Origin of the sequence: Pseudomonas palleroniana, assembly GCF_022836895.1 — a bacterium.
Lineage (GTDB): Bacteria > Pseudomonadota > Gammaproteobacteria > Pseudomonadales > Pseudomonadaceae > Aquipseudomonas > Aquipseudomonas palleroniana.
Genome location: NZ_CP092411.1, coordinates 1,404,274 through 1,419,126, shown reverse-complemented (window position 1 = coordinate 1,419,126; position 14,853 = coordinate 1,404,274). Strand labels below are relative to the sequence as shown.

The following is a 14,853-nucleotide window of genomic DNA, read 5'->3' as shown; positions in this document are numbered from 1 at the left end:
GCCGCCCCGGCCCGGCTCATGCGCCGATAGACTGAATCAGGTTGCTGGCCGGCGCGGGCTCAAGGCGGATCGCGATGAACTTCGACGTCGGGGTATAGGTGCGGTCGCCGTAGCTCTCCAGCGGCACCAGAGGGTTGGTCTCCGGGTAATAGGCCGCCGCCTGGCCAGGCGGGATATCGTAGGCAATCAAGGTAAAACCACTGACTCGACGCTCCAAGCCATCCCCCCAGAGCGAAACCATGTCGACCTTCTGCCCAGGCTCGTAACCCAGCTTGCGAATGTCCTGCTCGTTGACGAACACCACATCGCGCATGCCATAAACACCGCGATAACGGTCATCAAGCCCGTACAACGTGGTGTTGTATTGATCGTGGGAGCGCATGGTTTGCAGGATCAGGTCCGGTTTTACATCAAGGTCACGCACGCCTTCGCTGACCAGGTGTGCGGGCAGCACACTGGAGGCAAACTGGGCTTTCCCACTGGCGGTTTTCCAGATGCGCTGAGCGGCGTTGTTGCCCAAGTGAAAACCACCTGGGTGCAGCAGTTTCTTGTTGAAGTCCTTGAAACCAGGAATGGTGTCGGCGATCAGGTCGCGGATGCGCGAGTAGTCGGCCACCGCCCACAGCCAGTCGATCGGGTGTTTCCCCAAGGTCGCATTGGCGATCCCAGCGATAATCGCGGGTTCCGAGCGCATCAAAGATGACTTGGGTTTCAGTTGGCCGTGGGAAATGTGCACCATGCTGAAGGTGTCTTCCACCGTCACGCCCTGCGGGCCCTCTTCCTGCATATCAATATCGGTGCGACCCAGGCACGGCAGGATCAAGGCTTCGCGGCCCGTCACCAAATGGCTGCGATTGAGTTTGGTGGAGATATGCACGGTCAGGTCACAGTTGCGCAGTGCCTCATGGGTGCGTGGACTATCTGGCGTCGCTTGCGCGAAGTTGCCGCCCAGGCCGATGAACACTTTGGAACGCCCCTCCTCCATGGCGGCAATCGCCATCACTGTGTTGTGGCCATGGTGACGCGGCACCTGGAAGTTAAAGCGTGCCTCCAGTGCATTGATCAGTTCCGGTGGCGCCAGTTCGTTGATACCCATGGTACGGTCGCCTTGCACATTACTGTGCCCACGTACCGGCGACAGCCCGGCCCCTGGCCGTCCGATATTGCCGCGCAACAACTGCACGTTGATGATTTCCTGCACAGTGACTACGGAGTGTTTGTGCTGGGTCACCCCCATCGCCCAGCACATGATCACGCGTTTGGCACGGCGATACATGCGCGCGGCCAGTTCGATCTCCTCAAGGCTCAGGCCGGATTGCTCGACGATGTGCTCCCACGAGGTCGCGTCCACTTGTTCCAGGTAGCTGTTCAGACCCGAGGTGTGTTCGGCGATGAAGGCGCGGTCGAATACCGCCTCGCCATTGTTTTCCAGGGCCTCGCGCTCCCACTTCAGCAAAAACTTGGCGATACCACGAAAGGCCGCCATGTCGCCGCCCAGTGCCGGACGAAAGTATGCCGACGAGGTAGGTTCGGAGCCGTTGGTGAGCATCTCAAGCGGGTGCTGGGGATGCTGGAAACGCTCCAGCCCACGCTCTTTAAGCGGGTTGAAGCAAATCACCTGGGCACCGCGCTTCACCGCCTCGCGCAATGGCTCGAGCATGCGTGGGTGGTTAGTGCCGGGGTTCTGCCCGATAACAAAGATCGCGTCGGCTTCCCCCAGGTCTTCAAACGTCACCGTGCCTTTACCCACGCCGACGCTGTCGTCCATGCCCAGGCCGCTGGCTTCGTGGCACATGTTCGAGCAGTCGGGAAAGTTGTTGGTGCCATAGGCACGAACGAACAACTGATAGAGATAAGCGGCTTCGTTACTGGCGCGTCCCGAGGTATAGAACTCTGCCTGGTCCGGCGACTCCAGCTGTTTCAGGTGCTTGGCGATCAGGGCAAAGGCGTCGTCCCAAGTGGTTTCGACATAACGATCCAGCGAGTCGTCATAACGCATGGGGTGAGTCAGGCGCCCTTGGTACTCGAGCCAATAATCACTTTGCGCCGCCAGCGACGACACCGTGTATTTATTGAAGAATGCCGGGTTGACCAGGCGCCCGGTGGCCTCCCAGTTGACTGCCTTCGCGCCGTTCTCGCAGAACTTGACCATACCGTTTTCCGGCGACTCGCCCCAGGCACAACCTGGGCAGTCAAAGCCGCCATTCTGGTTGGTCTTGAGCATCGCGCGGATGTTCTTGAAGGCGTTTTCACTGCCCAGCCAGTTTTTCGTCACCGCAATCAGCGCGCCCCAACCTGCGGCCGCCCCCTTATACGGTTTATAACGCTCAACTTCGCTCATGATTTTTCTCCAAGACTTCACGCATAGACGGCCTAACTGAAAGCCATTATTGATGATTGTTTTTCAGCCGGTGCGGAACGCAAACCTATTTGAAACTTGTCCAACATGGTTCGCACCGGCCTGTTCCACGGGCTTGCTATCGGGTTACGCTTTCAGACTATGTCGCGCGCAAACAACCTGTCTAATCACAAATAATGACCAAACAATCGAGACAATCTATCAAGGAAATTATTTTTAATTTTCAATAGCTTATTTAATTAAAATTCGCAAAAAAAGCCCAATTAACCCCTCATAGATTCCCTCGATCATCCAGTTGTTAATAGTGATTAGACGGCGATAAAAAACAACTTTAGCCTCCACTCAAAGATTCACTTACTTACACCCCCAACACTCATACAGTGCGTATATGCACTGAGTCGCTGCCGGAGGTTTTAATGACCGCGCCGATTTTGACGGACCGTTTTTCTCGTCAGGTTGACTACCTCAGGATGTCGGTGACCGACCGCTGCGATTTCCGCTGTGTCTATTGCATGGCCGAAGACATGGAGTTCCTGCCGCGCCAACGCGTTTTGACGCTGGAAGAGCTTTATCAACTGGCCGAACGTTTTGTGGCGCTGGGCACGCGGAAAATTCGCCTGACCGGCGGAGAGCCGTTGATTCGTCCCGGCGTCGTTGAATGGTGCAAGCGCATCGCCGCACTCCCGGGCTTGCGCGAGTTGTGCATGACCACCAACGGCTCGCAGTTGGGCAAGCTGGCAGCACCGCTGTTCGAGGCGGGCCTGAAACGTTTGAACATCAGCCTCGATAGCCTTGACCCCCAGCGCTTTCGTGAGCTGACGCGCACGGGCAACCTGGCCACCGTCATCGCCGGAATCGACGCTGCGAATGCTGCGGGCTTTCAACGCACCAAACTCAATTGCGTGGTGATGAAAGGACGCAACGATCATGAGATCAATGACCTTGTAGCGTTCGCCATCGACCGTGGTTTGGATATTTCGTTTATTGAAGAAATGCCCTTGGGCGTCATCAGCGAACACAGCCGTGCCGAGGCGTTCTACTCCAGCGCGCAGGTACGTGAGCGTATCGCCGAGCGCTACACACTGATCGACTCCGCAGAGTCGACCCAAGGCCCCTCACGCTACTGGCGTCTGGCCGAGGCCCCGACTATTCGCCTGGGCTTTATTTCGCCCCACAGCCACAACTTTTGCGGTACGTGCAACCGCGTGCGGTTGACCGTTGAGGGCCGCCTGCTGTTGTGCCTGGGCAACGAGCACTCGGTCGATCTCAAGGCGGTATTGCGCCGCTATCCGGGTGAACCGAAACGCCTGGAAAACGCGATCACCGAGGCGATGAAGATCAAACCCTATCGGCACAATTTCGAGCTCAACGATGACGTGCAGGTTGTCCGTTTCATGAACATGACGGGCGGCTAGCCGTTCTGATCTCCCCTTTGCTGGAGGCTGTTGCCCATGATCGTCAGAGCCCAACCCAACCTGATCGGCATATTGATTTCACTCAAGGGTTCCGTGGCCAGGCGCATTGCGCTGCGCAGCCTGCTGGTAACCCTATTGGCCTCGGCAATTGTGCTGATCGAAACCCTTCACCCGGCGTATTTCTCCAAGGTCAATGCCACGCCCTTCACATTGCTGGGCTTGTCGCTCTCGATCTTCATGAGTTTTCGCAACAACGCCTGTTATGACCGCTGGTACGAAGGGCGCAAAGCGCTTGGCGCCATGGTGATGGATATACGCGCCATGATCCGGGAAACCCAGGTTATCGAGGATGCGCACCAGCGCAGCGCCATCCTGCGCAACCTGTGCGGGTTCGCCCACGCCTTGAACGCCAGGTTGCGCCACGAGGACGAGTCAGGCGTGGCAGAGATCTGGCTGGACAGGCTGCCGTTGCCCGGCACCCCCAATATCCCGGAAAGCATCCTCAGCCGCGTCACCCAACAGTGCTCAGCGCTGGCCGTATCAGGCGCCATCAGTGAATGGCGCTATCAACTGATGGCCGGCCATTTGAGCAACCTGACCCGGACGCAGACGATGTGTGAGCGCATCAAAAATACCCCGTTGCCCTTCCCCTACACACTCTTGCTGCACCGCACCAGCTACATGTTTTGCATCTTGCTGCCCTTCGCCATGGCCGAGCCATTGGGTTGGCTGACGCCGCTATTCACGGCGATCGTGAGCTACACATTTTTCGGCCTGGACGCGATTGGCGATGAGTTGGAAGACCCGTTCGGCTACGACGAAAACGATCTGCCGACCGATGCGATCGTGCGCACCGTCGAACGCGAAATCCTTCATGCCAACGGCGCGACGGAGCTGCCCGCAGTGCTTCAACCCATCGACTTTATCTTGAACTGATCCGAGGTCACTCATGAACCAAAGCTCCTCTACATTGACGCACCTGGACGCCGCAGGGCGGGCCAGCATGGTCGACGTCACGGACAAAGCTGCAACCACGCGTGAAGCGCAAGCCCAGGCCTGGGTGCGTATGCAGCCGTCGACATTGCGCCTGATCCAGCATCATGGGCACCCCAAGGGCGACGTGTTTGCGGTCGCGCGTATCGCCGGAATCATGGCGGCAAAGAAAACCCACGAACTGATCCCGCTCTGCCATCCGTTGCTACTCAGTTCGATCCACCTTGAACTGAGCGCCGTCGAACCCGACCGCGTGAAAATCGTCAGTACCTGCCGGCTCAACGGCCAGACCGGCGTCGAGCTGGAAGCCCTGACCGCCGCGAGCGTGGCGGCATTGACCCTCTATGACATGTGCAAGGCCGTGGATCGCGGGATGATCATCGATCAGATCCAATTGCTCAAAAAACAAGGTGGAAAGTCGGGCACCTTTATCGCTGGAGACGCCTGATGATTCTGATCAGCTACTTTGCGCGCTATCGGGATCAGTTGGGGACAGGCGGTGAGAAGATTGCGCTGGACAGCTCGTTGCGCACGATTGAAGACGTGAGACAGCAGTTGTGCGCCAGAGGCCCGATCTGGCAGCAGGTGCTTGGAGAAAGCAGCCTGATGTGTGCGCTGAACCATGAACTGTGTACGCCCGCCGCGGTGATAGAGGACTTCGACGAAGTCGCGTTCTTCCCTCCAGTGACAGGAGGCTGAGCCATGTCGGTTCACGTTCAGACCGCGCTGTTTGACCTCGACGAACTGACCCGCAGCGTCCACGCCGGCGACACGGGCGTGGGCGCCGTCGCCACGTTTGTGGGGTACGTCCGCGATATCAACCAAGGAGATCAGGTTAGCGAGTTATTCCTGGAGCATTACCCAGGGATGACCGAGCGCTCCTTGCAACGGATCGTCGATCAATCCCAGGCACGCTGGCCCTTGCAGCGGGTAACCGTCGTGCACCGCGTGGGGGCGTTGAAGGTGGGCGAACCCATCGTGTTTGTCGGCGTTGCCAGCGAACACCGCCAGGCGGCCTTCGACGCCTGCGCGTTCCTGATGGATGCCCTGAAGACCCGAGCGCCCTTCTGGAAACGTGAACAGACGCCGGCCGGTGAACGCTGGGTAGAAGGCCGGGAAAGTGATCAGCAGGCAGCCAAGCGCTGGGATGCATAAGCCTCAGAACAAATCGCAGAACGGAATGAAACGCGCCGTGTCGCCGGAGCGCAGGGTGCAGCCCTCGGGGATTTCCACCAGCCCATCCGCCCAAGAGGCCCCCAACAGCACACCTGAACTCTGGTTCGGATACAGCACGGCCTGCCCGTGCTCCAGCCTGGCGCGCAGGAATTCGCGGCGGTTGCCAGCTTTCGGCCAGTCAAACCCTACGCTGACCGCAAAGCTCAGGGGTGTGACGTCTTCGACACCCTGGATACGCAGCAAGTAAGCCCGCGCCAACAGACCGAATGTGACTAGTGCCGAGGTCGGATTACCGGGCAGGCCGATGACCGGCACATTACCGAAATAGCCCACGGTCAGCGGTTTGCCCGGTTTGATCGAGAGTTTCCAGAATAACGGCTTACCGCACTCGCGCAGCACTTGGCCAAGGTAATCGGCATCGCCGGCAGAGACGCCGCCGGTGGTCAGGATCAGGTCGGTGGCAGGCGGCAATTGTTCCAGTTTGAGCCGGGTAAGTTGCGGCTCGTCAGGAAGAATGCCGCCATCGATCACTTCACACCCCAATTCGCTCAACCAATGGCTGAGCAACGTGCGATTGCTATTGTAGATACCGCCCGGCCGGAGGGGCGCCCCCGGCTCCACCAGTTCGTTGCCCGTAGACAGCAGCGCCACCCGTGGCCGGCGCACCACCGGCACATGCGTGCAACCCTGTGCCGCCGCGATGGCCAGTTCGAAAGGCCCGAGGCGCTTACCGGCGTTGAGCAACACCTCGCCCGCTTTGTTCTCCTGGCCTCGGGGGCGAATATTCTGCCCCACGCGCAGCGGCTGCCTAAAACGCACACGACCGCCCTGCAGCACCTCGACGTTTTCTTGCATCTCGATGCAATTGGCGCCTTCGGGCAGCGGTGCGCCAGTGAAGATGCGCGCACAGGTGCCAGGCAGCAGGGCCTGGGGCGCAACACCGGCGAAGATCTGTTGCGATACCGCCAGCGGCTCACCCTGCCAATCGCCGAGATTCAGGGCGTAGCCGTCCATGGCGCTGTTTGGCCACAGCGGCAGGTCCAGGGTCGCAACCAGGTCACTGGCCAGCACCCGTTGCCGTGCATCACTCAGGGCAACCGACTCGCTGTCTTGCAGGCAGTGCTCCTGCGCCATAGCCAGCAGTGACGCAATGGCCGCCTCCACTGACATCAACGGCGCCCCCTTCATCCTCGCGTCCCGCACAGCGCCACGGGCTTGAGGTGTGGCACAAAATTGCACGGCCGGTGGCGGGCATCGAGCTGCTCGGCAAGGATGCCTTCCCACGCGGTGCGGCAGGCCCCCGTGGAACCCGGCAGGCAACACACCAACGTTCCGTTGGCCAGCCCGGCCAAGGCGCGGCTTTGTACTGTGGAGGTGCCGATATCGAGAATGGAGATTGCGCGGAACAACTCACCGAAGCCCTCAATCTGCTTATCCAACAAGCAGCTCACCGCCTCGGGTGTACTGTCGCGGCCGGTGAAGCCGGTGCCGCCAGTAATCAACACCACCTGAACCTGCTCGCTGGCGATCCAGGTCGCAACCTGTGCGCGGATCTTGTAGAGGTCATCCTTGAGCAGGTTGCGTTCACTGAGGCTGTGCCCCGCTTCCAACAGGCGACTGACCAGCAATTGCCCGGAAGTATCGTTGGCATATTCCCGGGTATCACTGACGGTTAACACTGCAATATTCAACGGTACGAACAACGCATCCGACGTTACGCTCATGGGACCCTCCGGCAGACTTTTAACAAAACCATTTGCTTGAGGCTAAGGCGCTCAAACCAAGGCTGTCTAATCGTTACGGCTGACTGAGTTATCGAGCGTTTCTATCACTGGTTTTCCTGCAATGAATTCTTCGGTTATCGAGCGAATCGATCACGCCTTCAATACAGGCGATTGGACGCACGGGCCTTACAATGAGATGGTCTGCTCTCTCGCTCGCTGCGCTTTGCAAGCTTCAGACACTGGCACTCATAACGACCTCTTACTTACCCAAGCAGGCGCCTTAATGGACATAAAGCAACTCAAATTCCTAATCGCACTGGAGCAGACCCGCCACTTCGGCCAGGCGGCCGCGCGCTGCCATATCACGCAACCGACGCTGTCGATGCGCTTGCGCAATCTGGAAGATGAGTTGGGCCTGGAGCTGGTTACCCGTGGCCAGCGCTTCGAAGGCTTCACCGAAGCAGGGGAGCGTGTGTTGGCGTGGGCCAGGACCTTGCTGGCCGCGCATGATGGGTTGTTCGCCGAAGCGGCGGCGTGTCGTGGTCAGTTGGTCGGTAACTTGCGCCTGGGCCTGGTGCCGCTTAGCGGGTTCAACCCGATCAGTTACATCCAGGGTCTGTCTCAGTCGTTTCCCGAACTCAAGTTCAGCCTGTCGTCCATGAGTTCGGACAAGATCATCGAAGCCTTGGGCACCAACCAACTGGACCTGGGCGTGTGCTACCTGGAGCACGTGAACCCCAATTACCTGGACTTTTTCGAGCTGGGTGAGACCCGCGTCGGGCTGTTGTACGACACCCGGCACTTTCATTTCGAAGGCACCGAGATGAGTTGGGAAGACGCCGCCGAGTTGCCCCTGGGGATGATCAGCAATGGCATGCACTATCGTAAGTCGATTGACCTGAGTTTCCGCAGTCGCGGTCTCGACCCCCAGCCCATCCTCGAGAGCGATTCGACCTATCAGTTGTTCCAGGCGATCCACGAAGGTTTTTGCTGTGCGATCATGCCGTTGGACAGCGGCCTGGAAAGCCCTATCGAGAATCTGGCGTTTATCAACCTGCCCGATGCCAGTGTGCTCGCGCCGTTGGGCATGGTCATGCGCAAGACCGAGCCGCGCTCGGCCATCGCCGAAAAATGTTTTGCCGAAGCCAGGAAACTGCTCACCGCCAAGGGCGCAGGCGAGTAACGGAGGTTTGCCCATGATTTGCCGAGTCGAACACGCCGCTGAAGCAGGCGATGCCAATGCACCGGCACCGCAGCCACGCAACGTTGCCTATCGGGAGTATGACGAAGGCGCGCAGGTCGCCGAGGCGGCGCTGGCGGCGGAAATCGCGCTGGCCATCAGTTACAACGGCTTGAGCCAGGCGGTGATGATGGTTTCACCTGGCGACATCGAGGACTTCATCCGCGGCTTCAGCGTGAGCAATGGGATCATCGACAACCAGGGTGAAATCTACGATATCCAGCTCACGCATTTTGATCAGGCCTGCCAGGCAGACGTCAACATCTCCAGTCGGGCGTTCTGGGCGCTGAAAGATCACCGGCGGCAGATGGCGGGCACCAGCGGCTGCGGGTTGTGCGGCGTGGAGGCGCTGGAACAGGCACTGCCCCAACTGGACATCCTGCAACCGGCGCCCCTGCCGCCCGCGCACCACCTCAAGGGTTTGCGTGAGCGTATCGACGCCGCTCAGGTCATGGGGAAAAGTACCGGCGCCCTGCATGCGGCGCTGCACTTCGACGCTGACGGCTCAGCCTTGTTCTGCCGTGAAGACATTGGCCGGCATAACGCACTGGATAAATTGATCGGCGCGATGCAACAGGCACAGGTCGATGCGCGCAGTGGGTTCACGGTCGTCACCAGTCGTTGCAGCCTGGAGCTTATTCACAAGGCCGTGAGGGCTGGGCTGGGCACCTTGGTCAGTTTGTCGGCGCCCACCAGCCTGACGGTGCAATGGGCACGCAAACACCAGCTCAACCTGATCCACGTACCGCATCGAAGCGCACCACGGATCTACAGCCCGGCCTGAAAGGACGGCTGGAATCCGGCCCCACGACGCATTACCCTGACGGCCTTTATCAGACAACCGGAAGTCAGATACCCGTGCTCAAGCCCCTCGCCGTCATTGCCCTTGCCTGTACGCCTTTGTTGACCAGCGCCGCCGACCTGGCCGGGGTGTGGAAAGGCACCCTGGGCAAATCCGCCATCGTCGCCTGTTTCAACGGCGCCGATGGCGAGCACGGCAGTTATTACTATCAGCGCATCCTCACACCGATCCAGCTGACTCAAGCCAGCGACAACGCGCCCTGGGTGGAAGCCGGAAATACCGGTTTCTGGGCGTTGCAACCCCCGCAAGGCGATACGCTTTCAGGCGCCTGGAGCAAAACCCCGGGCGGCACACCGCTGCCACTCAACCTGCAACGCGTCGACACGCAAGGCTGTGGCAGCGACGCCTACAACGCGCCCATGGAAGCCGCGCCGCTACCGATCAAGACCGAGAAGAAAACCTTTGGCGAGCACCGCTATCAGCTCAAGACCCAAGGCGCCCAGGTCACGCTCAAGCTCGAGGGCAATGGCCCGGCCATCCAGAAGATCAACCAGCAACTCGCGGCCCTGGCCGTGAGCGACGATGATCAGAAGGAGTATTTGCAGGAGCGGCGCGAGTACCTGGGCCGCAACGGCTCGGCCTACACCAGCGAAATTGAAGTGGCGCCCACGTATTGGTCATCTCAATTCATGACCGTCAGGTTTTACCGATGGGCCGCAGGCACCGGCGCCGGCGGCATCAGCTGGGGCCTGCACTCATGGGATCTGCAAACCGGTGAAAGCGTCGATCCCTGGGCATGGCTTGGCGGGCGCCAGGAGTGGTATGACGCCTACGCCGGGCACGTGAAGCTGCCGGCCAAATTCAGCCAATGGCTAGCCGGGCAGACCAGCACCGACGAAGACTGCCCGGCGATCACCAGCTACTCCACCTTCGACCTGAGCTTCAACACCCAAGGCTTGCAGCTCGCGACGCGCGCCACGGGTGACGGTTGCGATAACGAGCTGAATTTCACCTGGGAGCAATTGACACCGGTGCTGACCGAGGCAGGCAAAGCGGCGTTGCCCCGCTTGAAACAGCCCTGAACGGCAAGCTCGGCCAGCCTTACAAAAACCCCACATTGATTCACCAAATATTAAGAATCGCTTTCGTATACTGCTGGATCGCCCAGGACCGATCCCCCGATCGGTCCCCTTTTCCGGTAGCCAGATTCCATGACGCGCCCCGCCTCTCTGCTGCTTCTTCTCGCTGGACTGTTATTTTTCTGCGCCCTTGGCGGCCATGAGCTGCAAGGCTCCACCGAAGCCCGCGTCGCCGGGATCGCCATGGCCATGCACCTGGACAATGACTGGGTGATCCCGCGCCTGTTTCGCGAACCCTTCCTGGAAAAACCGCCCCTGAGCCTCTGGCTGGATGCCGGCGCCATTCACCTGTTTGGCGCGTCGACCTGGGCGGTGCGCCTGGCTTCGGCGTTTGCCGGCTTGTTCAGCGTGATGCTGTTCTACGGCATGCTGCGCAAGTTTGGCCGGCCCAAGTCGCTGGCGTTCTGCGCCGCGTTGATCCTGGCGACCATGGCCAGCTACTGGGGCAATGTGCGCGGCGTGGGTGAAGACTCATTGCTCAGCCTCGGTGTGACCACCGCGCTGCTGGCGTTCTACCAGGCGATGCGGCCCGAGTCCGATCGCCAGGGCTCCAACACGTGGGCCTGGGCACTGTTTACGCTGGGCATGGTCATCGCCACCCTGAGCAAGGGTGTGCTGGGCCTGGCGATGCCGGGCATCGTGATCTTCGTGTACCTGGCCGCGACCAGCGTGATGGACAAGCGCTTGCGCATCGGCGATTGGCTCAAGCCGGCGCTGTTTACGCTGTTGGCGTTGGTACCGCTGCTGATCTGGCTGGGGTTTCTTTACCAGCGTGGCGGGATGCAGGCGGTCGGTGAGGTGCTGTGGACCAACAGCGTCGGGCGCTTCAGCGGTTCATTTGTGGAAGCCGGGCATTACGAGCCGTTCTACTACTACCTCGCGAAATTGCCCGAAGCGTTTTTGCCCTGGAACATCCTGGTGTACCTGGGCCTGTGGCACTTTCGCAAAAGCCTGATGCGCAATCGCTACCGTCTGTTTTTCAGCGTGTGGCTGTTGGCGCAATTCACCCTGCTGACCCTGGCCTCCAGCAAGCGCACCGTGTACCTGATGTCGCTCACACCGGCCGCGGCCGTACTCGCAGCCGAATACGGGCGGGTGCTGCTGGAACGCTTGAAAGAGCGCAAGCCTGGCGTGTACCGCTACCACCGCCAGGTGATCGGCGGCGTATTCGGCGTGCTCATTGCCTGCTATATGAGCGCTGCATTCTGGTTCGCGCCCAAGGCGGACGCCGTGGAGTCATTCGTGCCGGTGATCAGCCAGCTCCAGGCACTGCAGGCAGAAGGCCGGGAAGTCGCAATATTCCAACCTAACGAACGGATCTTCGGTGCCGGGGTGTTCTACATGCAAGCGTACGTGCCCATCCTGCAAACCGAAGCCGAGTTGCGCGCCTTCCTCACGGCCAAACCGGGTAACGTGGCGCTGATGGATCACACCGACCGACTGAATGAAAAGGTCACGGTGATCAAGCAGATGGCAATCGGCCGCCAGCCTTACTACTTCGCGGAGCAGTAAGACCGGCGCGGGTCATCAGTGCTTGGTGACCTTGTCCAGGTAACCCATGGCGAACGCCGAGATCACGAAGGTCATGTGGATGATCACGTACCACATCAGGTGTTGTGGGTCGACGTTCTTGGCGTCCATGAAGATGCGCAACAAGTGGATGGAAGAAATCGCCACGATGGACGCCGCCACTTTCATCTTCAGCGAGGAGGAGTCCATGGTGCCCAGCCAGTTGAGCTTTTCCTTGTTCTCATCGATATCCAGCTGCGAGACGAAGTTCTCGTAGCCGGAAATCATCACCATCACCAGCAAGCCGCCAACCAGGGCCATGTCGATCAACGACAGCAGCACCAGGATCAAGTCGGACTCGGCCATCGAGAACACGCTCGGCAGCAGGTGCACCACTTCCTGGAAGAACTTCAACGCCAGCGCCAGCAACCCCAGGGACAAGCCGAAATAGATGGGCGCCAGCAGCCAGCGCGAAGCGTACATAGCATTTTCGATAAAACGTTCCATTGGATCTCACACAGCTTGGCTAAAAATGGCCGCGAGTATACCAGCCGCTACCTGATCGCTGTCACCGCGAGAAAACTGACCCAGGTGGCATCTGTAAGAGATTTTTTCTGCTAGTGTCGAGCCCATGAACTCGGCTCGATGATGTCGGACAGGAAGACTCAGATGATGGATGTGCGATCCCCTTTGGCCAGCCTCGGCCTGTGTGCGGCGTTGCTGATAGCCAGCGGCTGCTCACCCAAAGAAGAGCAGAAACAGGCGACCCTCGAAGAGAAAACCGCAAAATTCGAACAGTCGCTGGACAGCATCCAGGACCCCAAGCTGCGGGACGCCATCGCCGACCTTGGCGGTTCGTTGCTGCTGCTGGAACGGGCCCGCGTCAAGCTCGCCAACAAGCCGATCGAAGCCGAATACGGCGAAGACACGCTGGCCTTGCTCAAGCATTACCCCACGCCCCAAGCCTTGGTGGACACCTACATCAACGGCCTGTTCGTACTGCGCAAGACCTCCCATTCCGACTACCTCACGGATTTGCAGCCGGTCTTCCCGTTCAGCTTCAACAGCCCCGACCAGTTCCCCTTCCCTCACAGCCTGGAATGGCAGTCGGTGACGTTGAGCAACAACAAGGTGATCCCCTTCCAACCGGAATGGTCGGAAACCGATCCCGGCATTCAACTGAGCCCGAGCAGCTCCAACCTGACCAACCCCGACGACCTGACGGTGAGCTACCCGTTTATCGAAGGGATCGAGACGGACAACAAGAGCCAGCCCCAACCGGTCAGCCTCAAAGGCACGGTTGACGTGGTGGCACCGGGCAAGGTGCTGACCTTTGACTTGTCAAAAAAGGACGTGGGCCGCAAGCGCACCGAAGGCAACATCACCCTCAACCTGGTGTTGCTTGAAAAAAACTACGCCGAGATCGAGCTGACCAACAGCGAGCCCCTGGCCGCCGAAGTCGGCGACGACTCGCCTAACCCGTTGCTGGTGCAGGCACGCGACAGCACCGGGCAGTTTCTGACACGTTCGGGCTCAATCAACGAAAGTGCCGCGCAAGTGGCGTTTTATGAGCAGCAGTTGGCCGAGATGCGCAAGCAGAAGGCGTGGTCCGATGCTTTCGAGAAGCAGCTCACCGACGAGCAAAAAGCCTTTGAGCACAATCAGACCAGCCATTATGCCAAGGTGTATTTCAATGGCCTGATCGACACGCTACAGGTCAACGTCCTGGATTTTTCCAAAGCCACACTGACGCATAAGGACCTGGACCTGCCGGTGATGCGCTTCGACAAGAACAGCCTGCAGAATACGGTGCAAGCCTTGCCGATGCCCGTCACGGTGTACGACGACAGCGCCGCCGGCTGGCTCAAAGACGCAAGCATGAGCGAGGACCAGCTGAAAAAAAGCATCACGATCAGCCAGTCGACCGACGACGCCAGCGCCGCCAGGATCGTGTTTGACCACCCCTTCACCTTCAATGACGAACTGGTGGGCAACGACCACAGCAGCAGCGACGAGCCCATCACCTTCTTCACTGCGGACGAAAAAGGCGAACGTGGCGAACCCATCGAGCTGCCCAGCGAAGCCTTTGAGCTAGACCCTGCGCGAGGCACGCTCACCTACGACCTCAACCTGTTCCCGGAAACCCCGGCATACGTGGTGGGCTCGATTCCGTTGTTCCTGGCGAACATCGAGAAAAGCACGATGGACGTCGCCAAACTGCCCAAGGGCCTGACGCTTAAAGACAACGCCCTGATCGTCGACCAGAAGGCGTTCCCTTCCGACAGCTGGCGCTTCTACGCCAAGGACGCCAGCGGCAACTATCTCAAGGAAATCCTCGGTGTCAGCCACCGTGCAGAGGAATACGGCACGGCCATGTTCGACGTGCATTACTTCTATGGCCAACCGACCACTCTGGAAAGCTACCAGCGCACCGACCTGAGCACCGTGCAATACGGCTTTGAGGTCAAGTTGGACAAGCCTGAGAGCCAATAACCT

14 protein-coding genes are annotated in these 14,853 nt (G+C 59.5%); 10 read left to right on the top strand and 4 right to left on the bottom strand.

Annotation, left to right across the window (positions count from 1 at the left end):
* Window positions 1–16 precede the first annotated feature (16 nt).
* Window positions 17–2,341, bottom strand: a complete 2,325-nt coding sequence (locus MJP36_RS06425) for an FdhF/YdeP family oxidoreductase (RefSeq protein ID WP_244385064.1) — start codon at window positions 2,339–2,341, stop codon at window positions 17–19.
* A gap of 434 nt (window positions 2,342–2,775) precedes the next feature.
* Between MJP36_RS06425 and moaA the strand changes: the two genes are divergently transcribed.
* The 5 genes from moaA to moaE are packed head-to-tail and all read left to right on the top strand — an operon-like array spanning window position 2,776 to window position 5,922.
* Window positions 2,776–3,774: a GTP 3',8-cyclase MoaA gene (gene moaA, locus MJP36_RS06420; protein WP_161548392.1), complete on the top strand. Its 999-nt coding sequence runs from the start codon at window positions 2,776–2,778 to the stop codon at window positions 3,772–3,774.
* A gap of 36 nt (window positions 3,775–3,810) precedes the next feature.
* Window positions 3,811–4,710 (top strand): bestrophin family protein, encoded by a 900-nt coding sequence (locus MJP36_RS06415; RefSeq protein ID WP_244385063.1) that lies wholly within the window; start codon window positions 3,811–3,813, stop codon window positions 4,708–4,710.
* A 13-nt stretch (window positions 4,711–4,723) separates the two neighbouring features.
* The gene (gene moaC / locus MJP36_RS06410; protein WP_090365744.1) at window positions 4,724–5,215 is read left to right on the top strand and encodes a cyclic pyranopterin monophosphate synthase MoaC; all 492 of its coding nucleotides are present in this window, start codon (window positions 4,724–4,726) and stop codon (window positions 5,213–5,215) included.
* Entirely contained in the window at window positions 5,215–5,466 is a 252-nt protein-coding gene (moaD, locus tag MJP36_RS06405; RefSeq protein ID WP_244385062.1) for a molybdopterin converting factor subunit 1, read from the top strand. The genes moaC and moaD overlap by 1 nt, the downstream gene beginning before the upstream one ends.
* 3 nt (window positions 5,467–5,469) lie before the next feature.
* Window positions 5,470–5,922 (top strand): molybdopterin synthase catalytic subunit MoaE, encoded by a 453-nt coding sequence (gene moaE / locus MJP36_RS06400; RefSeq protein ID WP_244385061.1) that lies wholly within the window; start codon window positions 5,470–5,472, stop codon window positions 5,920–5,922.
* Between the two features lie 3 nt (window positions 5,923–5,925).
* On the opposite strand, the gene MJP36_RS06395 is transcribed toward moaE, so the two are convergent.
* A complete protein-coding gene (locus MJP36_RS06395; protein WP_205344954.1) occupies window positions 5,926–7,131 on the bottom strand; it encodes a molybdopterin molybdotransferase MoeA in 1,206 nt (401 codons plus the stop codon).
* Window positions 7,128–7,667, bottom strand: a complete 540-nt coding sequence (moaB, locus tag MJP36_RS06390; RefSeq protein ID WP_090365737.1) for a molybdenum cofactor biosynthesis protein B — start codon at window positions 7,665–7,667, stop codon at window positions 7,128–7,130. Before moaB ends, MJP36_RS06395 begins: the two co-directional genes overlap by 4 nt.
* Window positions 7,668–7,950: 283 nt before the next feature.
* On the opposite strand from moaB, the gene MJP36_RS06385 reads away from it, so the two are divergent.
* From MJP36_RS06385 to MJP36_RS06370, 4 genes are all read left to right on the top strand, one after another.
* Window positions 7,951–8,850 carry a LysR family transcriptional regulator gene (locus tag MJP36_RS06385; protein WP_244385060.1) on the top strand — a complete coding sequence of 300 codons (900 nt, stop codon included), beginning with the start codon at window positions 7,951–7,953 and terminating at the stop codon, window positions 8,848–8,850.
* A 13-nt stretch (window positions 8,851–8,863) separates the two neighbouring features.
* Window positions 8,864–9,691: a formate dehydrogenase accessory sulfurtransferase FdhD gene (fdhD, locus tag MJP36_RS06380; protein WP_244385059.1), complete on the top strand. Its 828-nt coding sequence runs from the start codon at window positions 8,864–8,866 to the stop codon at window positions 9,689–9,691.
* Between the two features lie 74 nt (window positions 9,692–9,765).
* Window positions 9,766–10,791 carry a hypothetical protein gene (locus MJP36_RS06375; RefSeq protein ID WP_244385058.1) on the top strand — a complete coding sequence of 342 codons (1,026 nt, stop codon included), beginning with the start codon at window positions 9,766–9,768 and terminating at the stop codon, window positions 10,789–10,791.
* 129 nt (window positions 10,792–10,920) lie between these two features.
* The gene (locus tag MJP36_RS06370) at window positions 10,921–12,360 is read left to right on the top strand and encodes an ArnT family glycosyltransferase (protein WP_244385057.1); all 1,440 of its coding nucleotides are present in this window, start codon (window positions 10,921–10,923) and stop codon (window positions 12,358–12,360) included.
* Window positions 12,361–12,375: 15 nt separating this feature from the next.
* On the opposite strand, the gene MJP36_RS06365 is transcribed toward MJP36_RS06370, so the two are convergent.
* On the bottom strand, window positions 12,376–12,864 hold the full coding sequence (locus MJP36_RS06365) for a TIGR00645 family protein (RefSeq protein WP_060752294.1): 489 nt from the start codon (window positions 12,862–12,864) through the stop codon (window positions 12,376–12,378).
* Between the two features lie 162 nt (window positions 12,865–13,026).
* Here MJP36_RS06365 and MJP36_RS06360 point away from each other — a divergent pair, with 162 nt between their 5' ends.
* Window positions 13,027–14,850 (top strand): hypothetical protein, encoded by a 1,824-nt coding sequence (locus tag MJP36_RS06360; protein ID WP_244385056.1) that lies wholly within the window; start codon window positions 13,027–13,029, stop codon window positions 14,848–14,850.
* Window positions 14,851–14,853: the final 3 nt, after the last annotated feature.

Coding starts and splice junctions, on each gene's coding strand:
- MJP36_RS06365 (WP_060752294.1), bottom strand. CDS start 12,864: ATGGAACGTTTTATCGAAAATGCTATGTACGCTTCGCGCTGGCTGCTG.
- moaD (WP_244385062.1), top strand. CDS start 5,215: ATGATTCTGATCAGCTACTTTGCGCGCTATCGGGATCAGTTGGGGACA.
- MJP36_RS06415 (WP_244385063.1), top strand. CDS start 3,811: ATGATCGTCAGAGCCCAACCCAACCTGATCGGCATATTGATTTCACTC.
- MJP36_RS06385 (WP_244385060.1), top strand. CDS start 7,951: ATGGACATAAAGCAACTCAAATTCCTAATCGCACTGGAGCAGACCCGC.
- fdhD (WP_244385059.1), top strand. CDS start 8,864: ATGATTTGCCGAGTCGAACACGCCGCTGAAGCAGGCGATGCCAATGCA.
- moaA (WP_161548392.1), top strand. CDS start 2,776: ATGACCGCGCCGATTTTGACGGACCGTTTTTCTCGTCAGGTTGACTAC.
- MJP36_RS06370 (WP_244385057.1), top strand. CDS start 10,921: ATGACGCGCCCCGCCTCTCTGCTGCTTCTTCTCGCTGGACTGTTATTT.
- moaC (WP_090365744.1), top strand. CDS start 4,724: ATGAACCAAAGCTCCTCTACATTGACGCACCTGGACGCCGCAGGGCGG.
- MJP36_RS06395 (WP_205344954.1), bottom strand. CDS start 7,131: ATGAAGGGGGCGCCGTTGATGTCAGTGGAGGCGGCCATTGCGTCACTG.
- MJP36_RS06425 (WP_244385064.1), bottom strand. CDS start 2,341: ATGAGCGAAGTTGAGCGTTATAAACCGTATAAGGGGGCGGCCGCAGGT.
- moaE (WP_244385061.1), top strand. CDS start 5,470: ATGTCGGTTCACGTTCAGACCGCGCTGTTTGACCTCGACGAACTGACC.
- moaB (WP_090365737.1), bottom strand. CDS start 7,667: ATGAGCGTAACGTCGGATGCGTTGTTCGTACCGTTGAATATTGCAGTG.
- MJP36_RS06360 (WP_244385056.1), top strand. CDS start 13,027: ATGATGGATGTGCGATCCCCTTTGGCCAGCCTCGGCCTGTGTGCGGCG.